Source organism: Collinsella sp. CLA-JM-H32 (assembly GCF_040098165.1).
Classification (GTDB): domain Bacteria; phylum Actinomycetota; class Coriobacteriia; order Coriobacteriales; family Coriobacteriaceae; genus Collinsella.
Genome location: NZ_JBBNMZ010000006.1, coordinates 119,346 through 135,570, shown reverse-complemented (window position 1 = coordinate 135,570; position 16,225 = coordinate 119,346). Strand labels below are relative to the sequence as shown.

Genomic DNA, 16,225 nt, shown 5'->3' with positions numbered 1-16,225 from the left:
TTTGAGAAGCAGTCGACAGTACATTTAGAAGCACCTACGTTCCTCAAAGAATTGTTAGATTAAAAGTAACAGACCGGATGAAGATGCGTGCGACGGGGGCGAGGCGAATGGCTGAGCGGTATCGATACGCGGGTTTAACGGCATATCGACCACATAGCTCCTGAATCCGCAGTTGATTAGAAACAGAAGGGCCCACCTGCGGGAACCCAGAGAGACGACGATTCGGGGCTCCTACCCCCGTTGATTAAGTCATCGGCTGCACCGCGCTCCTCGAAGCCGATAATATGCTATCTGGACAAACCGCGCTGAGCTGGTAAAATTTACATACGCGGAAATGCGCTACTTGCGCTATTTGCGCGTGTTTTAACAAAATTAGCACAGGTCAGGGTCATTCTGACCCCGCTGGGGGTCAAGGGGTCGCTGGTTCGAATCCAGTCGTCCCGACCAGAAGTTTGCAGGTCAGGCACCTAGTGCCTGACCTTTTTTGTTTTAATCACCATGATTATTTTGCTTAAAGCAACAACGTTCCCGCTCGATGTAACCACCGAATCAAAACGTGTACATCAGCCACCAAAATCGACATTTTTCGACATGTTTGGAGGCTGATGTACACGAATGCGAAATCCCCGCCGCCTAAAAACGCCCTCCACATGTCTGGACTCTCTATGCTTACGCTGGATAGACATCGCCGGAACGGGTATAGTATCGAAAGTTTTGTCGTTAACCAGTGGGGGAGTCCTGTGGGCATCAAAAAGAAGATCAAAAAGGAGCTTATCGGCACTTCCGATTACCCGTCGAATAAGATCTTTACGATCTCCAATTTCATCACCTTTACGCGCCTGATCCTCACCCTGGTATTCCTGTACCTGTTTGTGACGGATAACAACCGTGTCATCGCCATCGTTATCTACGCCGTTGCCGCCTCCACCGACTGGATGGACGGGCAGATCGCCCGCATGACTAAGACGGTCTCGTGGCTCGGCAAGGTCATGGATCCCATTTGCGACCGCGCGCTGCTGTTCACCGGCGTGCTGGGACTGGTGGTCCGCGGAGAGCTGCCCATCTGGGTCTGCGTGCTCATTATTGGCCGCGACATCTATCTGGGCATCGGCACGCTTATCGTGCGTCATTATCACCGTCGCCCCATCGATGTCGTCTTCCCCGGAAAGATTGCCACAGCGCTGCTCATGACCGGCTTCTCGCTCATGCTGCTCGGGTTCCCCGTTATTGACGGCCTGCATCTTTTACCTTCAACCCTTAAGGCCTTCCCGGGCCTCAACGGAAGCTCGGTGCCCCTCGGCATCTTCTTTGTGTACGGCGGCGTGATCTTCTCCATGCTCACGGCTGTCATCTACTCCATTAAGGGCGGAGTGGCCATTAAACAGGCTCTCGCGCATCCCGAGGACGAGGACATCGACTTTCTGAACCCTGAAATCGAAGTCTGATTCGTTGGGGTATGATTACGTACGGTTCATTATTTGCGGCACGTCCGCGATAAGTTAGGGGTTGTCATGGACAACATGGTTAACAATATGCCTCAGAATGATAAGACTGCTGACGCTACCTGCGTATTCCGCGTGCCTTCAAGCGACGTCACCGTTCCCGACCTCATGGCCAACGTGCGCATCACCGCCCCCGTTCTGTCCATCGTCAAGGGTCCGCAGACTGGTGCCGCCTTTGAGCTCGAGGACGACGTGACCACCATCGGCCGCGATCCTGCAAACGGCATCTTCCTCAATGACATGACCGTTTCGCGCAGCCATGCGCGCATTATTCGCGAGGGCCTCGGCGCTCGCATCGAGGACTTGGGCTCGCTCAATGGCACCTGGGTCGACGGTGCCATCGTCAATGCAGCCCCGCTGCACGACGGTTCTTCCGTCCAGATCGGTACGTTTACGCTCATCTACCACGAGAGCACGCCGGAGCGCATCGAAACCGGTGAGTAGGGCATGGCCGAACGCAACTATCTGAGTATCGGCCAAGTCGTCAACCTACTTCGAGGCGCATACCCCGATCTTTCGAACTCAAAAATTAGATTTCTAGAGGATGAGGGGCTCATTACCCCTCATCGTACGCCTAAGGGATACCGTCAGTACTCCAAGGAGGACGTTGATCGCCTGGAGGTCATCCTGCACTTGCAGAAGACCCGCTACATGCCGCTCAACGTGATTAAGCAGCGCTTGGAAAACGCCACGGACCTGTCGACGCTCGCTTACGAGGTGGGCTTGCTGTCCGATGTTCCGCTCAAGACGGAGCCCAAGGAGACTAAGCAAAAGCTGCATCCCATCGAGACCATTCCCGATATGCTGGGCGTCGAGATTTCGTTTATCCGCTCGCTCGCCGAGAACGACCTCATTCGCATCATCAAGAGTCCGCAGAATCGTGAGCTCGTCGATGGTCGCGATTTCCCGATCATCCGCTACTGCTCCGAGCTGTCGCGCTTCCATATCGAGCCGCGCAACCTGCGTCAGTACGTGTCTTCGGCCAACCGCGAGTCCTCGATGTTTGAGCAGGTGCTCGTGAGCATGCTCGGAATGGATACCTCCGATGACGAGCGCGACGCCAAGCTCGAGCGTGCGTTTAAGAAGCTTCACGACCTGACGGAGGGCGTGCACACCGCGCTGCTCAAGAACCGCGTTTTTGAGTCGCTCAACGCCGTGGTCGAGGACGCCGACATCGATGCACTCGATGAGGAAATCACTCGCTCCGAGTCCACCAAGGCCAAAAACGAAGAGACAGCCGCGCCGGCTTCGCACGAGGATTCTCTCGTAAAGCCGCACAAGGTCGTCGCCCCTTCGCAATCCGGCACCGCCACCGCGGGCATATAACCGCTGCTGAAATTTCGGCAACCCATTGAAAGGTCATGCAATGTACGACTTCGAATCTCAAATCGTCGATATCCCCGACTATCCCGAGCCCGGAGTCATCTTTAAGGACATCACGCCGCTCTTTGGCAATCCCGAGGCGCTCAAAGCCATGACCGATGCCCTCGCCGAGCACTTTGCCGGCATGGGAATCACCAAGGTCGTGGGTCCCGAGGCTCGCGGCTTTATGGTTGGCGTACCGGTGGCTGTAGCCCTTGGCGCCGGCTTTGTTCCCGCACGTAAACCGGGCAAGCTGCCGCGCGAGACCGTAAGCCAGAGCTACGAGCTCGAATACGGCACCGATTCAATTGAGATCCACGCCGACGCTATCAGCTCTAAAGATACCGTGTTGATTCTGGACGACTTGGTCGCGACGGGCGGAACCGTCGAGGCAACAGGTAAACTGGTGCGAGATATGGGCGCAAAGCTTGTCGGTTACGGTTGTATCCTTGAGCTTGCGTTTCTCAACCCGCGCGAGAAGCTCACGCCGCCCGATGACGATGTGGAGCTCTTTAGCCTGGTGACGGTGGACTAGCCGTTACCCTTAGTTACTGGAAAGGAAGCTACATGCGCACAGCAAACACGCACAAAAACATGGCACGCTGCGCTGCTACGGCAACCCTCGCTTGTGTTTTGGGCTTGGGCCTCGCGGCTCCTGCCTACGCCGATACCGCATCCGACCTTGCCGCTGCTCGTACGAAGCTCGAGCAGATCGGTACCCAAACTCAGCAGATTTACGATGAGCTCGCCACGCAGACACAGGCGCTCGATCAGACTGCTGGCGAGATCACGCAAAAGCAGCAGGAGATCGCCGATGGTCAGGCCAAGCTTTCCACCTACGTGGCAGGCGAGTACAAAACCGGTGGCCTGAGCCTACTTCAGGTTCTGACGGGCGTCGACGACCTGAGCGATATGCTCAACCGCCTGTTCTACTACGGCAAAGTTTCCGATAAGCAGGCTCAGACCATTCAAGAGGTCAAGGAACTTAAGCAGCAGCTCACCGATAAGCAGGCCGAGCAGGAGAAGAACGTCGCCGCCACGCAAAAGAAGGTCGACGAGCTTAACGCCCAGCAGGCTGAAGCCCAGAACGTCGTAAACTCCCTGGATTCGCAGCTGCAGGCCGAGCTTGCCGCCGAGGCCGAGGCCAACGCCGCGCTGCAGGCCGGCATCAACGCCAGCACCGCCGAGAAGGCCACGGTGAGCAACGAGACTGCCGGTACGACCGAGAACACCAACAACGGTGACCAGACCAGCAATAACAACAACCAGGGCGGCAACACTCCGGCTCCTACGCCGGCACCTGCTCCGACGCCGCAGCCCTCCACGCCTGCTCCGGCTCCGACGCCTTCTGCTCCGAGCCAGTCCGTCGATGGCGGTTCTATTGTCTCGCGTGCATACAGCAAGCTTGGTTGCGCCTATTCCTGGGGCGGAATTGGCCCGAACAGCTTCGACTGCTCTGGTTTTGTAAGCTATTGCCTTACTGGTCGCTATTGCCGCCTGGGCACGACGGGCACCTTTATGGGCTGGACGCGTGTGTCCGATCCGCAGCCCGGTGACGTTGTAGTCAACTCGTACCACACTGGCATTTACATCGGTGGTGGTCAGATGATTCATGCTTCCGACTACAACACGGGTGTTATCATCAGCTCCGTTGCCGCCGGCATGAACAACAACTACATTTTCGTGCGCTACTAAGTATTCAGATAAAGCAAACGGATATGGACCTCGTGACTTTGAGTCATGGGGTCCATTCTTTTGCCTTTCGTGCAGTCTGCTATCTAGTTTTGAATACTAGATAGCGGCCCAATCGGTCTACAAGATGGCTATAATTGAATGGGAACGATTAGAAAGGACCCTCTATGAGCTGGGCACTTATCTCCGATTCAAGCTGCAACCTCCGCGATTGGCAACCGACCGCGCCCCATACCACCTTTGCATTTGCGCCCCTCAAAATTCGAGTGGGGGAGCATGAATTCGTCGATGACCTTTCGCTCGATGTTCATGAGCTCAACTGCGCTGTTCAGGCGGAGACGAACGCTTCTTCGAGCGCTTGTCCCAGCGTAGGGGAGTGGGCCGAGCTCTTCAAATTGGCAGACAAGACCATCTGCATGCCGATCTCTGAGGGCGTGTCGGGCAGCTACAACGCGGCAGCCACGGCTCGCGATATGGTTCTTGCCGAGGAGCCCGACCGACAGATTCATCTAGTCAATTCACGCGCAGCTGGCGGCAAAATGGACCTCATTTTCTTGCTGTTCGACCGCTATCTTGCAAGCAATCCGAATGTCTCATTCGAGGATGCTTGCGCATACTTCGATAGCCTTGAACAGAACAGCAAAATCCTCTTCAGTTTGTGCAATTACGAAAACCTCGCCAAAGCCGGACGTATCCCTAAGGCAGCCGGCGTCATTGCCAACAAGCTCAATATCCGCATTTTGGGCACGGCGAGTGAGGCCGGTAAAATCGAACTCGTCGGGCACACGCGTGGCGAAAAGAAGATGCTCAACAAGATCATCGACACTATGGAAGCCGAGGGCTTTACGGGCGGTAAGGTCGTCATAGATCACGTTGAGAACGAAGCTGGAGCCCAGGCGCTTACTGACCGCATAGTCGAGCATTGGCCCGGCTCCAAGACCATCATCATGCCCTGCAACGGCCTGGATTCCTATTACGCCGAGATGCATGGCCTCATCATCGGCTACGGTATGGGCGTAGCTTCGGGCAAATAAAGTCCAACCAAGCAAAAATCGGGCGTGACAAAGTGACCTATGGCTCTTTGTCACGCCCGATTTATACGTCGACTAGCTATTAAACCCATTGAACTTGAGATAGCTCATCAAGTACGCCTTCGAAACAAAGGATGAAACCGCGCTGCGCACAAGCAGCGACTCACGCGTTACCTGATGCGCCGTATCGGGAACCGGCGTCTGCTCGACGGAAAACGCCGAGCGAATCGATGCCTCGAGCTGATCGACCACATAATCGAAGGCCGTCGGGGCATCGTAGCTCAAACGCTGAATGTTAAAGAGCGCCTGCACCGCAGCAATAGGTAGCACCTGCTTAAAGATGCAGATAGCGATCAGGCGGGCAATCTGCTCGCGGCCATATTGCTTTTTGACCGGAGCAGGCACCAGCCCAACCTTCACGTAGTTATTGATCATCGATGGCGTAATGATAGGCTGCTCAACGCAAATGGACAGCGGCTCCATCCACAGCGCAACATATTCAATGACCTGGTCGCGGTAGAGCGTCACGTTGGGCAGCTGGTCATAGCGAGTCAGGCTCAATGTATTAAGTTTACGCACGATATCGGACTGAATAAATGCATCGGGCAGCAAAGTGGGCTGAATATCCTCAGGCTTAATGCTGACCGACGAATCGGACATCGGGATAACGCGTTTGGCGTGGTTCATAAGGATCCTCCGTTCATTAGCTATATTCTATTCTAGGTTATCTAGTTTTGCATACTATATAGCAGGAAAGTAAAAGTGGTTGGGCAGCACATTGATGCACCGTCCAACCACTTTGTTTTAAAGATAGCAACCTTACATAAGATATATTATCGTACTTATCCGCGGAGAAACGCGTATGCGCTAGTTGCTGCTATGGCTCCGTCAGAAACGGCGGTCACAACCTGGCGTAAGCGCTTGGAACGAATATCACCGGCAGCAAATAAGCCAGGCGTGCGGGTGACCATTGATTCATCGGTCATAATACCGCCGTCGGGCGCAAGATCCACCAGATGCTCAACAAGCTCGGTATGGGGCTGCGTGCCAGCAAAGACAAAGATACCAAACGAGCCGGGATCGAAGGACTCGGAATAGGTTTCACCGGTAGCGTTATCCTTGAAGGTGATAGTCGTGGGCATCACCTCGCCCGATAGTTCGACGATACTAGTTTGGTACCTAACTGAAATATTATCTTTTGCGAGCATCTTTTGAACCACGCCATCGGGAGCCCGAAACTGATCGCGGCGCAAGACGATGGTCACGCTGCTGGCGATTTCTGACAAGAACAGGGCTTCCTCACAGGCAGCATTGCCGCCGCCGATGACAAAAACCTGCTTACCACGAAAGAACATGCCGTCGCATGTCGCGCAGTACGAAACGCCACGACCGCGATACGTATCCTCGCCAACAAACCCAGCAGATCGCGGCGTGGCACCCATGCAAGCGATAACGCTCGAGGCCAGCGTATCGCCCATATCGTGATGCACCGTAAACAGCGCTGAATCAGCATCATAATCGATGCCCGTTACCATACTCCATTCAACCTGCGCACCCAGGCCTTCTGCATGCTGCTGAAAGCGTTCACCCAGCTCTGCACCACTTAGCAGCGGAATACCGGGATAATTCTCGATCTCGTTGGTTGTGGCGATCTGTCCACCCGACATGCCCTGCTCAATCACAGTCGTCGTCAGGTTGGCACGCGCAGCGTAAATGGCGGCAGCATAGCCCGCGGGGCCTCCACCGATAATCGCAACATCAATCGGCTGATCGGTAGTCATGGAATATCCTCTCGTCGATACATTGACGTTCTTTGCGCTCATACCCAAATTTACGTGAACATGACACTCATGCACTACAATGATAAATCGCGTAACAAAGCTGAAGGGGAGTTATCGATGGATCAAACGCAGACGGGCAATAGCGCTCCCCTGCCCATGCAAGCCACTCCCCAACCGGAGCAAATGACCGTTTTACCTGCACAAAAACCCCTAGTAACCATTGTGCACGCATCGGTTGGATCGGGCCACAAAGCCGCCGCCAACGCGATTGCACAAGCATTTGACCTTATCCGCGGCACCAAGGGAATCCCGGAGGATATTGAAATTGAAGTGCTCGATATCCTTGATTTTGGACGTATTAAATTCGACGGCAATAAGACCGCGGCTTCTTTTACGGGAGCCACACGCCCCATTTACGACCTGACCTGGCGATATACGCTTACGGGACATCTTCTCTGGGGTGGCGGCACGGCATGGTCGCGAATTATGTTCCCCGCCTTCAACGAATATATTCGTCGCCGCAGGCCTATAGCCGTGGTCGCAACGCACATCACAGCAGCCAATGTTGCCGTGGGCGCCCGCGTAATTACGGGTATCGATTATCCGGTCATCTGCGTACCAACAGACTATGAAGTCGAAGGCTTTTGGCCCCACAAGGACACCGACCTATTCTGCGTAGCCAACGAGTTTATGGCCGAAACGCTGCGGCCGCGCAAGGTTCCCGAGTCAAAGATCCGCATAACGGGCATCCCCATCCGAGCCGGTTTCGATTCAGATTACAAACGCGAGGATGAGCTGAGCAAGTTCAATCTCCCCATAGACAAAACCGTCGTATTGGTGATGGCCGGCGCCAGTTTGCCCCAACCATACGTGCGTTTCCGTGCCGCGATGGACCACACGCTCCCCTTCTTACGCAGCTTTGAGGACATGCACTTTGTCTTTTTACCGGGCAAGGATAAGGAATACGCCACCCGACTCAAGACGCTCTTCGACGCCATGAAACTCGACAACGTCACGGTTCTGGACTACGTAGACGACATGGCGGCCCTCATGCACGGCTGCGACCTGGCAATTCTCAAATCGGGCGGACTCACCGTCACCGAGTGCCTGTGCGCGCATCTGCCGATGATCCTGCTGGGCAAGTCCTATGGCCAGGAAAAGGCAAACACCACGATGCTCACCGGCATGGGCGCCAGCATGCATGTCACCACCGCACGTGAACTCATCGTGACGCTTCGTCACCTGCACGACCACCCTGAGTCGCTCAAAGCCCTACTCATCAACGGCGAAGTCCTGCGCCGTCCACGCGCAGCCGAGGATATCGCCATTGCAACCATGGAGCTCGTAGGCAAACCCCAAAAGCGCAAACGAGCCTTCTGCCGCTTCTACTGGGGCGGAAAACCTGCTCATATCAGGTAGACGAAAGTCCGCTGCTCAGTGGGAGCCGCCCATATATCATTCCATGCTCAAACATTCTCGCTGCGCTGCGAAACTGCGCGTGGAACGATATATGGGCGGCTTCCACTGAGCAGCTACGTTTACTTACTAGCAGCTACTTCGGTATCCCCTCCATTAGAACCTGCAAAGGTAAAACAGGAAAATATAAATAGAGTTAGCCGATGCGACAAAGGAGGTATCCCTTTATCGCATCGGCTAACTAGAAAGATTGTTTTATGTCAAGCATATAGCCCTTTCGCCTGAGCCCCATACATATCGTCCCGCGCGCAGTTTCGCAGCGAAGCGAGAATGTTTGAGCACGGGATGATATGTATGGGGCTCAGGCGAAAGCGGGATCCGTGCGCCCCTGCGAAGCGAGAATGTTTGAGCACGGGATGATATGTATGGGGCTCAGGCGAAAGCGGGATCCGTGCGCCCCTGCGAAGCGAGAATGTTTGAGCATGGAATGATATAGGTAATGCCCGGGCGGGAGGGATACGAGCGCCCTAGGCGACGCCGCTGGAGCCGAAGCCTCCGTTGCCTCGGTCGGTTTTGTCTAGTTCTTCTACTTCCATGAGGTTGACCGTGGGGACTTCTTGGATGACGAGTTGGGCTATGCGGTCGCCTTTGTTGATTTTGATGTTGTTGGAGGGATCCAGGTTGATGAGGATAACCTTGAGTTCTCCTCGGTAGTGGGCGTCGATGAGGCCCGGCGTGTTGACTATAGACAGGCCCTGCTTGATGGCCAAGCCGCTGCGGGGCTGGACAAAGCCGGCGTAGCCGTCGGGCAGGGCGATGGCCAACCCAGTAGAGACCAGACGGCGTTCGAAGGGCTTCAGGACGCAGTCCTCGTTGGAGCGCAGATCCAAGCCGGCATCGGTGGGATGGGCGTATTTGGGAAGCTCGACGGTGGGATCGAGACGCTTTATGTTGACGGTAATGCAGGACATGGAATCACCTTAGCTTGTCGAGCTCTTGCAGAAACTCATCGACGTCTTTGAAATCGCGGTAGACCGAGGCAAAGCGGATGTACGCCACCTTATCGATCTTGGCCAAGCGCTTGAGCACCATGTCACCCAACTCATGCGACGTGACGGCCGTCAGCGTGCGAGAGCGCAGCTCGACCTCGATATCGTCGATAATCTCATTGAGCTTCTTAGTGTCGATATCACGCTTGATGGTGGCGCGCATCAAGCCGACGAGCAGCTTATTGCGATCGAACCGCTGCTTAGTTCCGTCTGACTTAATGACCTCGATTGGGTCTTCGCATCGCTCGAACGTTGTAAAGCGGTAATTACACGAGCAACATTCGCGACGGCGCTTAATGGTGTTATTTGACTCCTGCATACGGGAATCAACGACGCGGGTATGTGCCTTGCCGCATTTGGGACAGCGCATGGTACCTCCTCTTAAACGATAACAAGGGTACCATGCGCAGCGCGATAATGATTACGAACGAGCAGGAACCTTAAGATGCGCACCGGCGGCGAGCGAACCATGCTCCAGATGATTGACGTTACGGATCATGTCGGAAGTCTCTTGCGTGGAAAGGCCTTCGATTGGATATTCCTCGGCAAGCGACCAAAGAGAATCACCAGACTGAACGCGAATGGTCTCGTAGGTAACGTTGGAAACGGACTCGGCATACGCGGCGTGACGAGCGCTAAAGACCGACGTAGCGAGGACAAAGAAGAGCGTAAGCGCAACGGCAACGGCGACAATCGTCGGAACCTTCAGGGCAACGCGGGCCGGCGCGGCTACAGCCTGCTGATTGCGAGCAGGCTTTACGGTCAAAGGCTGAAAGCCGGAGCGGCCACCCTGAACAACCGTAAAAGTGTATTCTGCAGGCGTCTCGAGCTTAAGGGCGAGGTTTCCCTGGACCATATTCGTTGCGTTCATCATGTTCTCCTCTCGCGTGTTTTGCTGAGAACAGTTTTATCAAGCCGCGCGGACAAAAATGTCTAGCGCGAGAACGAATGTTCGGTTATTATTATCTTCGAACAGTTGTTCCTGTCAAGCAAAATTCGAACATTTGTTTGACATGGGTAGAGAGGATGCCCTGATGGCTCGCAAAATTACCAAGCGTCAGCAGCAAATTTACGACTTCATCAAGGAATATCAGCAGGAGAAGGGTTATCCGCCCAGCGTGCGCGAGATGGCTTCTGCTGTGGGCCTTTCCTCCCCCAGCACCGTGCACGCCCATCTATCTGCCCTGGAGGCGCGCGGGCTACTCAAGCGCGATGCCACCAAACCGCGCGCCCTGGAACTCTTTAACGAGGACGGTTCCTCTGTCTCAATTTCTAAATCTGACGAGCCCACCGCACCTCGCGGAACGGTCTCGCTACCGCTCGTTGGTCGCGTCGCGGCTGGGATTCCCATTCTGGCCGAGCAGAATATCGAAGACACTTTTACTATCCCGACCGAAATCGCCACCGATCAGGGTTCCTTTATCCTTGAGGTGCATGGGAGCTCAATGATCAATGTCGGCATCTTCAATGGCGATTACATCATCGTCCGTGAACAAAAGAGTGCCATGAACAGCGAAATTGTCGTGGCCATGATTGATGGTTCAGCGACCGTCAAGACGTTCTACAAGGAGCAGGGACGCGTACGCCTGCAACCCGAGAATGACACCATGGAGCCTATCTATGCAACGAATCCCGTTATCTTGGGCAAAGTCGTCGGCTTGATGCGCCGGTTCTCGTAATGCAAAAACGCATCACCATCTTTGATACCGTCCGCGGGTTTACGATGATTTCAATGGCAGGTTTTCACGCTTGCTACGATCTCGCCTACCTGTACGGTTGGGATATGCCCTGGTTTACCCAGACTGTCTTTCAAGACATCTGGCGCGCCAGCATCAGCTGGGTATTCTTGTTTATCGCGGGTTGGATGTGCACTCTTTCGCGCAACAATATCAAACGTGCCGCCAAATACGCCTTAGCAGCACTCGTCGTCTGGTTGGCAACAACACTTGTCTCAGTAGACGATTCGGTTAATTTTGGCATCATCTACTGTATGGCCGCATGTACCGGCATCGTCGCGTTGACCGATCCCGTCCTTAAAAAGATTTCGGCGAGATGGGGCATGTCCCTATGCCTTGTGTTGTTCGCCCTCACCTGGAGCATCCCCAAGACGACCTACCCTGTCCCATACCTGGCGTGGCTAGGATTTCCGAGCCCTGGATTTATCTCAGGTGATTACTACCCCATCATCCCGTTTATCTTTATGTATCTTGCAGGATACTTCGCCGCACACATAGCGCAGGGAATCGGTAAGACCGCCCCAAGCTGGGCCTACGCCAACCCCCTGCCGGCGCTCGCCAGCCTTGGACGTCATGCACTCCCCTTTTATCTGCTGCATCAGCCCATCATTCTGGGCATTTTGGAGCTCGCCTACTCGGTGCGGTAACGCTCTAGACGCGGCGCGATTCGGGCCGGCAACTTCGCCACAATGCGAACTCCGTCCTCTAGATATTCCTCATGCAGAAGGGTTCCCTGCTCATGTACCAGCGTGATGAGGGCGCCCTCACGATACGGGATATCAGCGGAGAGCAACACATCGGTGGCAGCCGCCTCACGAGCAATACGGTCGACGAGATCGTCGAGTCCCTCGCCCGTCTGGGCCGAGAACAGCACGGCCTCGGGATAGCGACGACGGAAACTCAATCGATCAACGCTATCGAGAAGATCGATTTTATTGAATACGGTCAGCGTTAAACGCTCTCCAGCGCCGATCTCGTCAAGAACGCGATCGACTGCCTCGAGCTGGCGCTCGTAGTCCTCGTCAGAGGCATCCACAACTTTAAGGATCAGATCGGCAGCAAGAACCTCAGACAGCGTGGACTTAAAAGCGTCAACGAGACCATGCGGTAGCTTTTGAATAAAGCCAACGGTATCGGTAATCGTCATGCCGCGACCGCCGGGCAGGCGATACGAACGCGTCGTCGGGTCGAGCGTAGCAAACAGCTTGTCCTGCGAAAGTACCGTAGAGCCGGTCAGGCGATTGAGCAACGTCGATTTACCGGCATTGGTATAACCGGCTAACGCGACGCGAAACGCCGGTGACTCAATGCGGCTCTTGGACTGGACATCGCGACGCTGTTCAACCTGCTTAAGCTCACGACGAAGCGCGGCAATCTTATTGCGAATCAAGCGACGGTCAACCTCGAGCTGGCTTTCACCCTGGCCAAAGCGCGAACCGATGCCGCCACGCGTCTGCTCCTTGGCAAGATGGCTCCACATGCCGCGCAGACGAGGCAACAGATATTGAAGCTGCGCCAGCTGTACCTGCAGGCGTCCCTCACGCGTCTGAGCATGCAGGCCAAAGATATCCAGAATCAGTGCTGTACGATCGATAATCTTTACCGGCTCGCCCACGGCTTTCTCCAAATAGGATTGCTGCGAGGGCGTCAGGTCGTCGTCGAAGATAACAACATCGGCATCCATGCGATGCACCAGGCCGCACAGCTCTTCAACCTTACCGGAACCGATAAACGATTTTGGATACGGCTTAACCAAACGCTGTGACAAACGCGCCACGCACTGGGCGCCAGCCGTATGGGCCAGGCGCTCAAGCTCGTCAAGCGAACGATCGAGCGGCCATGCATTGTCGCGCCACTCAACACCAACTAATATGGCACGCTCGGGCTCGGGTGCCGTGGGAACAAGGCGGAAACGGGCCATTAGGCAGCCTCAATACGATGCAGGATGTCCTCAACGACCTCATCGATCGTAAACTCGTCCATATCAAACCACACGATACGGTCATCGCGCTTAAACCACGAAAGCTGACGTTTGGCATAGCGACGCGAACGCATCTCGATGAGTTCGCGAGCCTCATCCATAGAAATCACGCCATTGAAAGCATCAATGATCTCTTTATAGCCAATTGCCTGCATCGAAGTCAGGGCATCTCCCAGCCCCTGGTCCATAAGACCGCGAACCTCATCGACAAGACCCTGCTCAAACATCATATCGACACGCAGGTTAATGCGCTCGTAGAGCACCTCGCGATTACGCGTCAGACCAAACCATAGGGCATGATAATGCTCGCGCGGAACACTAAACTGACTTTTTTGCTGTGCATAGGAAATACCATCATCATGCATCTCGAGCGCACGAATCACACGGCGCACATTATGGGGATGAATAACAGCAGCCGATTCTGGGTCGCGCTCGGCAAGCAGGGCATGCAGCTCTTCCTCGCCAATACGCTCGGCAAGCTCCTGATAGCCCATACGACGATCGTCCTCAAGTTCACCCGAAGGAAAGTCCATTTCATCGAGGGCGGCCTTGAGATACAGCCCCGTACCTCCGCAAAAAACCGGCAGACAACCCGAACCAAGGAGACGTTCAACATGCGCGCGAGCGTCAGCCTGATAAAGCGCAGCAGAATACGCCACACCCGGCTCTACAATGTCGACGAGACGCAGCGGCGCCGTACACTCATCGGGCGCCATCTTTGCGGTACCGATGTCCATGCCGCGATAGATTTGCATCGCATCGCACGACAGCACTTCGGACGAAAGACGAGCTGCCAAACGGTCGGCAACATCACTCTTACCAACCGCCGTCGGACCGACGATCGCAACGGCGGAAAGTCCTGCCCTGGGAGAAACCATTAGCGCGGCTCGCCCACAACGGAGCCGGACAAATACCAGGTCTTGGCAACGTCAACGTCAACATCAACGATCTTGCCAACAAGCTGATCGATGCTGTAACCCTCGGGGATAGGCGCATGCACGGTCTGATTCTTGGGACTCTTGCCCAGCAGGACCGCGTCGTTCTTTTTACTCGTTCCCTCAATGAGCGCCGGCACCACAGTATGAAGCTCACCCTGGTTATACTCGTGTGCCGTAGTCTCGATAACCTTAACCAGGCGGTTGAAACGCTCGAGAATAACCTCATGCGGCGTAGGATCGTCAATCTCTGCGGCCGGGGTACCGGCGCGCTTGGAATAGATGAAGGTATAGGCCTGAGCATAGCGGACCGTCTCGGCAAGTGAGAGCGTCTGCTCAAAGTCCTCTTCAGTCTCGCCCGGGAAGCCAACGATAATATCGGTCGAGAGCGCGATATCGGGCATGCGGTTGCGAATGCGATCGACCAGGCCCAGATAGTCCTCGCGTGCATAACGGCGATTCATCTCTTTGAGGATACGCGTGGAGCCCGACTGAACGGCCAAGTGAAGCTGCGGCATGACGGCGGGCGTCTCGGCCATGGCGTCGATGGTCTCGGGCAGCAGATCCTTAGGATGAGAAGAGGTAAAGAAGATGCGCTCCACACCCGTATCGCCCACGGCACGCAGCAGATCGGCAAAACGCGGCTTGCCAAACAGATCGCGACCATATGAGTTAACGTTTTGGCCCAGCAGCGTAATCTCGCGCACGCCCTGGCGCACCAAACCGGTCACCTCGTCGACAATTTCCTCGAAGGGGCGGCTTTTTTCGCGACCGCGCACGTACGGCACGATGCAATAGGTACAGAAATTATTGCAGCCCGTCATGATGGGCACCCAGGCGTGATACTGGGTCTCGCGATGCCACGGCATGCTCATGGCATCCGTATCCTCATGCTCATTGGTGCGGATATGACGCTTGCCGTCAAGGAACGCCTCGGCAATGAGCTCGGCCACATGTGCGATAGAATGCGTGCCAAAGATGACATTGACGTTATCGACGTTGATGAGCAGGCCCTCGCCATCACGCTGCGCAATGCAGCCGCCCACGGCAACCACACGCTTGCCCGAAGGCGAAGGCGGCAGGCTTTTGCAGGAATTGCACTGACCGTACAGGCGAGTATCGGCGGCCTCACGCACACAGCATGTCATGAAGACAACGATATCGGCATGCTCGGGATCGAGCGCCATGAGACAGCCATACGAATCAAGCAGACCGCTCACGCGCTCGGAATCGTGCTGATTCATCTGGCAGCCAAAGGTGCGAATAAAGTAGGTTTTACCGGCAAGAATATCGCGTACGGAACGCTGGTCCATGTGCATAAGTCCTAACGATGGAAGGGAGGCGAATCGAGGCAAGCAGAAGCTATGCCACAGGCTTAACATCATCCATGACGACGTTATCCATAGCAGCTCGATTGATCTGGTGAACGTAGATAGAAAGGCGGATGGCCGTGCGCGACTCCCCGTTAATGAGGATGTCGGAGAACACGGGCGCGCAGGAAATATCAAAACCGGTTGGAATCAAAAAACCGCGCGCGATAGCCACGGCCTTAATGGCCTGGTTGACAGCACCAGCGCCGACACACTGGATGTTGACGGGTACACCATCCTTGACCATGCCGGCGATGGCGCCGGCAACGGACGCGGGCGATGATTTGCTTGATACCTTCAGGCAATCCATGAAGAAACTCCTGCGTTTAAAAGTACGTTTTAACTGCAATAACTGTATCGTACCGAGTGG

The 16,225-nt window shown here is 55.1% G+C and carries 18 protein-coding genes; 9 read left to right on the top strand and 9 right to left on the bottom strand.

The annotated features are described in order from the left end of the window. Positions 1–740: 740 nt before the first annotated feature. From AAA021_RS05370 to AAA021_RS05345, 6 genes are all read left to right on the top strand, one after another. Positions 741–1,445, top strand: a complete 705-nt coding sequence (locus AAA021_RS05370; protein WP_349088302.1) for a CDP-alcohol phosphatidyltransferase family protein — start codon at positions 741–743, stop codon at positions 1,443–1,445. 66 nt (positions 1,446–1,511) lie between these two features. Further along, on the top strand, positions 1,512–1,946 hold the full coding sequence (locus tag AAA021_RS05365) for an FHA domain-containing protein (protein WP_006236002.1): 435 nt from the start codon (positions 1,512–1,514) through the stop codon (positions 1,944–1,946). Between the two features lie 3 nt (positions 1,947–1,949). After that, a complete protein-coding gene (locus AAA021_RS05360; RefSeq protein ID WP_349088301.1) occupies positions 1,950–2,828 on the top strand; it encodes a MerR family transcriptional regulator in 879 nt (292 codons plus the stop codon). A gap of 40 nt (positions 2,829–2,868) precedes the next feature. Continuing rightward, positions 2,869–3,399, top strand: a complete 531-nt coding sequence (locus tag AAA021_RS05355) for an adenine phosphoribosyltransferase (protein WP_227790833.1) — start codon at positions 2,869–2,871, stop codon at positions 3,397–3,399. A 32-nt stretch (positions 3,400–3,431) separates the two neighbouring features. After that, on the top strand, positions 3,432–4,559 hold the full coding sequence (locus AAA021_RS05350) for an NlpC/P60 family protein (protein ID WP_349088300.1): 1,128 nt from the start codon (positions 3,432–3,434) through the stop codon (positions 4,557–4,559). A gap of 164 nt (positions 4,560–4,723) precedes the next feature. Beyond that, positions 4,724–5,590, top strand: coding sequence for a DegV family protein (locus AAA021_RS05345; RefSeq protein WP_349088299.1), 867 nt, complete (start codon positions 4,724–4,726; stop codon positions 5,588–5,590). A 72-nt stretch (positions 5,591–5,662) separates the two neighbouring features. On the opposite strand, the gene AAA021_RS05340 is transcribed toward AAA021_RS05345, so the two are convergent. After that, the gene (locus tag AAA021_RS05340; RefSeq protein WP_349088298.1) at positions 5,663–6,274 is read right to left on the bottom strand and encodes a DUF1836 domain-containing protein; all 612 of its coding nucleotides are present in this window, start codon (positions 6,272–6,274) and stop codon (positions 5,663–5,665) included. A 155-nt stretch (positions 6,275–6,429) separates the two neighbouring features. Next, on the bottom strand, positions 6,430–7,368 hold the full coding sequence (locus tag AAA021_RS05335; RefSeq protein WP_349088297.1) for an FAD-dependent oxidoreductase: 939 nt from the start codon (positions 7,366–7,368) through the stop codon (positions 6,430–6,432). A 69-nt stretch (positions 7,369–7,437) separates the two neighbouring features. Here AAA021_RS05335 and AAA021_RS05330 point away from each other — a divergent pair, with 69 nt between their 5' ends. Next, a complete protein-coding gene (locus tag AAA021_RS05330) occupies positions 7,438–8,787 on the top strand; it encodes a glycosyltransferase (RefSeq protein ID WP_349088296.1) in 1,350 nt (449 codons plus the stop codon). A gap of 524 nt (positions 8,788–9,311) precedes the next feature. Here AAA021_RS05330 and dut read toward each other — a convergent pair. Genes dut through AAA021_RS05315 form a run of 3 tightly spaced genes read right to left on the bottom strand, consistent with a single transcriptional unit; the run spans position 9,312 to position 10,704 of the window. Continuing rightward, positions 9,312–9,755 carry a dUTP diphosphatase gene (dut, locus tag AAA021_RS05325; RefSeq protein ID WP_349088294.1) on the bottom strand — a complete coding sequence of 148 codons (444 nt, stop codon included), beginning with the start codon at positions 9,753–9,755 and terminating at the stop codon, positions 9,312–9,314. A 4-nt stretch (positions 9,756–9,759) separates the two neighbouring features. Continuing rightward, positions 9,760–10,203 (bottom strand): transcriptional regulator NrdR, encoded by a 444-nt coding sequence (nrdR, locus tag AAA021_RS05320; protein ID WP_022093781.1) that lies wholly within the window; start codon positions 10,201–10,203, stop codon positions 9,760–9,762. 51 nt (positions 10,204–10,254) lie between these two features. Continuing rightward, entirely contained in the window at positions 10,255–10,704 is a 450-nt protein-coding gene (locus tag AAA021_RS05315) for a LysM peptidoglycan-binding domain-containing protein (protein WP_349088293.1), read from the bottom strand. Between the two features lie 163 nt (positions 10,705–10,867). On the opposite strand from AAA021_RS05315, the gene lexA reads away from it, so the two are divergent. Together lexA and AAA021_RS05305 are read left to right on the top strand one after the other, a co-directional pair. Beyond that, on the top strand, positions 10,868–11,512 hold the full coding sequence (gene lexA, locus AAA021_RS05310; RefSeq protein ID WP_349088292.1) for a transcriptional repressor LexA: 645 nt from the start codon (positions 10,868–10,870) through the stop codon (positions 11,510–11,512). Further along, positions 11,512–12,216 carry a heparan-alpha-glucosaminide N-acetyltransferase gene (locus AAA021_RS05305; RefSeq protein ID WP_117770343.1) on the top strand — a complete coding sequence of 235 codons (705 nt, stop codon included), beginning with the start codon at positions 11,512–11,514 and terminating at the stop codon, positions 12,214–12,216. Before lexA ends, AAA021_RS05305 begins: the two co-directional genes overlap by 1 nt. On the opposite strand, the gene hflX is transcribed toward AAA021_RS05305, so the two are convergent. From hflX to AAA021_RS05285, 4 genes are read right to left on the bottom strand one after another with little or no spacing between them, the layout of a single operon-like run. Beyond that, complete coding sequence (hflX, locus tag AAA021_RS05300) at positions 12,201–13,490, bottom strand: GTPase HflX (RefSeq protein WP_349088290.1); 1,290 nt, start codon at positions 13,488–13,490, stop codon at positions 12,201–12,203. The genes AAA021_RS05305 and hflX overlap by 16 nt on opposite strands. Next, positions 13,490–14,428, bottom strand: a complete 939-nt coding sequence (miaA, locus tag AAA021_RS05295; protein ID WP_349088289.1) for a tRNA (adenosine(37)-N6)-dimethylallyltransferase MiaA — start codon at positions 14,426–14,428, stop codon at positions 13,490–13,492. The genes hflX and miaA overlap by 1 nt, the downstream gene beginning before the upstream one ends. Next, on the bottom strand, positions 14,428–15,798 hold the full coding sequence (gene miaB / locus AAA021_RS05290; RefSeq protein WP_349088288.1) for a tRNA (N6-isopentenyl adenosine(37)-C2)-methylthiotransferase MiaB: 1,371 nt from the start codon (positions 15,796–15,798) through the stop codon (positions 14,428–14,430). Before miaB ends, miaA begins: the two co-directional genes overlap by 1 nt. Before the next feature lie 49 nt (positions 15,799–15,847). After that, the gene (locus tag AAA021_RS05285; protein ID WP_006235982.1) at positions 15,848–16,165 is read right to left on the bottom strand and encodes a stage V sporulation protein S; all 318 of its coding nucleotides are present in this window, start codon (positions 16,163–16,165) and stop codon (positions 15,848–15,850) included. Between the last annotated feature and the right edge of the window lie 60 nt (positions 16,166–16,225).

What these genes read in the sequence shown, in the direction of transcription:
- AAA021_RS05305 (WP_117770343.1), top strand. Translation starts at nt 11,512, where the DNA reads ATGCAAAAACGCATCACCATCTTTGATACCGTCCGCGGGTTTACGATG.
- AAA021_RS05355 (WP_227790833.1), top strand. Translation starts at nt 2,869, where the DNA reads ATGTACGACTTCGAATCTCAAATCGTCGATATCCCCGACTATCCCGAG.
- AAA021_RS05360 (WP_349088301.1), top strand. Translation starts at nt 1,950, where the DNA reads ATGGCCGAACGCAACTATCTGAGTATCGGCCAAGTCGTCAACCTACTT.
- AAA021_RS05285 (WP_006235982.1), bottom strand. Translation starts at nt 16,165, where the DNA reads ATGGATTGCCTGAAGGTATCAAGCAAATCATCGCCCGCGTCCGTTGCC.
- AAA021_RS05365 (WP_006236002.1), top strand. Translation starts at nt 1,512, where the DNA reads ATGGACAACATGGTTAACAATATGCCTCAGAATGATAAGACTGCTGAC.
- dut (WP_349088294.1), bottom strand. Translation starts at nt 9,755, where the DNA reads ATGTCCTGCATTACCGTCAACATAAAGCGTCTCGATCCCACCGTCGAG.
- AAA021_RS05315 (WP_349088293.1), bottom strand. Translation starts at nt 10,704, where the DNA reads ATGAACGCAACGAATATGGTCCAGGGAAACCTCGCCCTTAAGCTCGAG.
- miaB (WP_349088288.1), bottom strand. Translation starts at nt 15,798, where the DNA reads ATGGACCAGCGTTCCGTACGCGATATTCTTGCCGGTAAAACCTACTTT.
- AAA021_RS05340 (WP_349088298.1), bottom strand. Translation starts at nt 6,274, where the DNA reads ATGAACCACGCCAAACGCGTTATCCCGATGTCCGATTCGTCGGTCAGC.
- miaA (WP_349088289.1), bottom strand. Translation starts at nt 14,428, where the DNA reads ATGGTTTCTCCCAGGGCAGGACTTTCCGCCGTTGCGATCGTCGGTCCG.
- AAA021_RS05345 (WP_349088299.1), top strand. Translation starts at nt 4,724, where the DNA reads ATGAGCTGGGCACTTATCTCCGATTCAAGCTGCAACCTCCGCGATTGG.
- AAA021_RS05335 (WP_349088297.1), bottom strand. Translation starts at nt 7,368, where the DNA reads ATGACTACCGATCAGCCGATTGATGTTGCGATTATCGGTGGAGGCCCC.
- AAA021_RS05350 (WP_349088300.1), top strand. Translation starts at nt 3,432, where the DNA reads ATGCGCACAGCAAACACGCACAAAAACATGGCACGCTGCGCTGCTACG.
- AAA021_RS05330 (WP_349088296.1), top strand. Translation starts at nt 7,438, where the DNA reads ATGCACTACAATGATAAATCGCGTAACAAAGCTGAAGGGGAGTTATCG.
- lexA (WP_349088292.1), top strand. Translation starts at nt 10,868, where the DNA reads ATGGCTCGCAAAATTACCAAGCGTCAGCAGCAAATTTACGACTTCATC.
- hflX (WP_349088290.1), bottom strand. Translation starts at nt 13,490, where the DNA reads ATGGCCCGTTTCCGCCTTGTTCCCACGGCACCCGAGCCCGAGCGTGCC.
- nrdR (WP_022093781.1), bottom strand. Translation starts at nt 10,203, where the DNA reads ATGCGCTGTCCCAAATGCGGCAAGGCACATACCCGCGTCGTTGATTCC.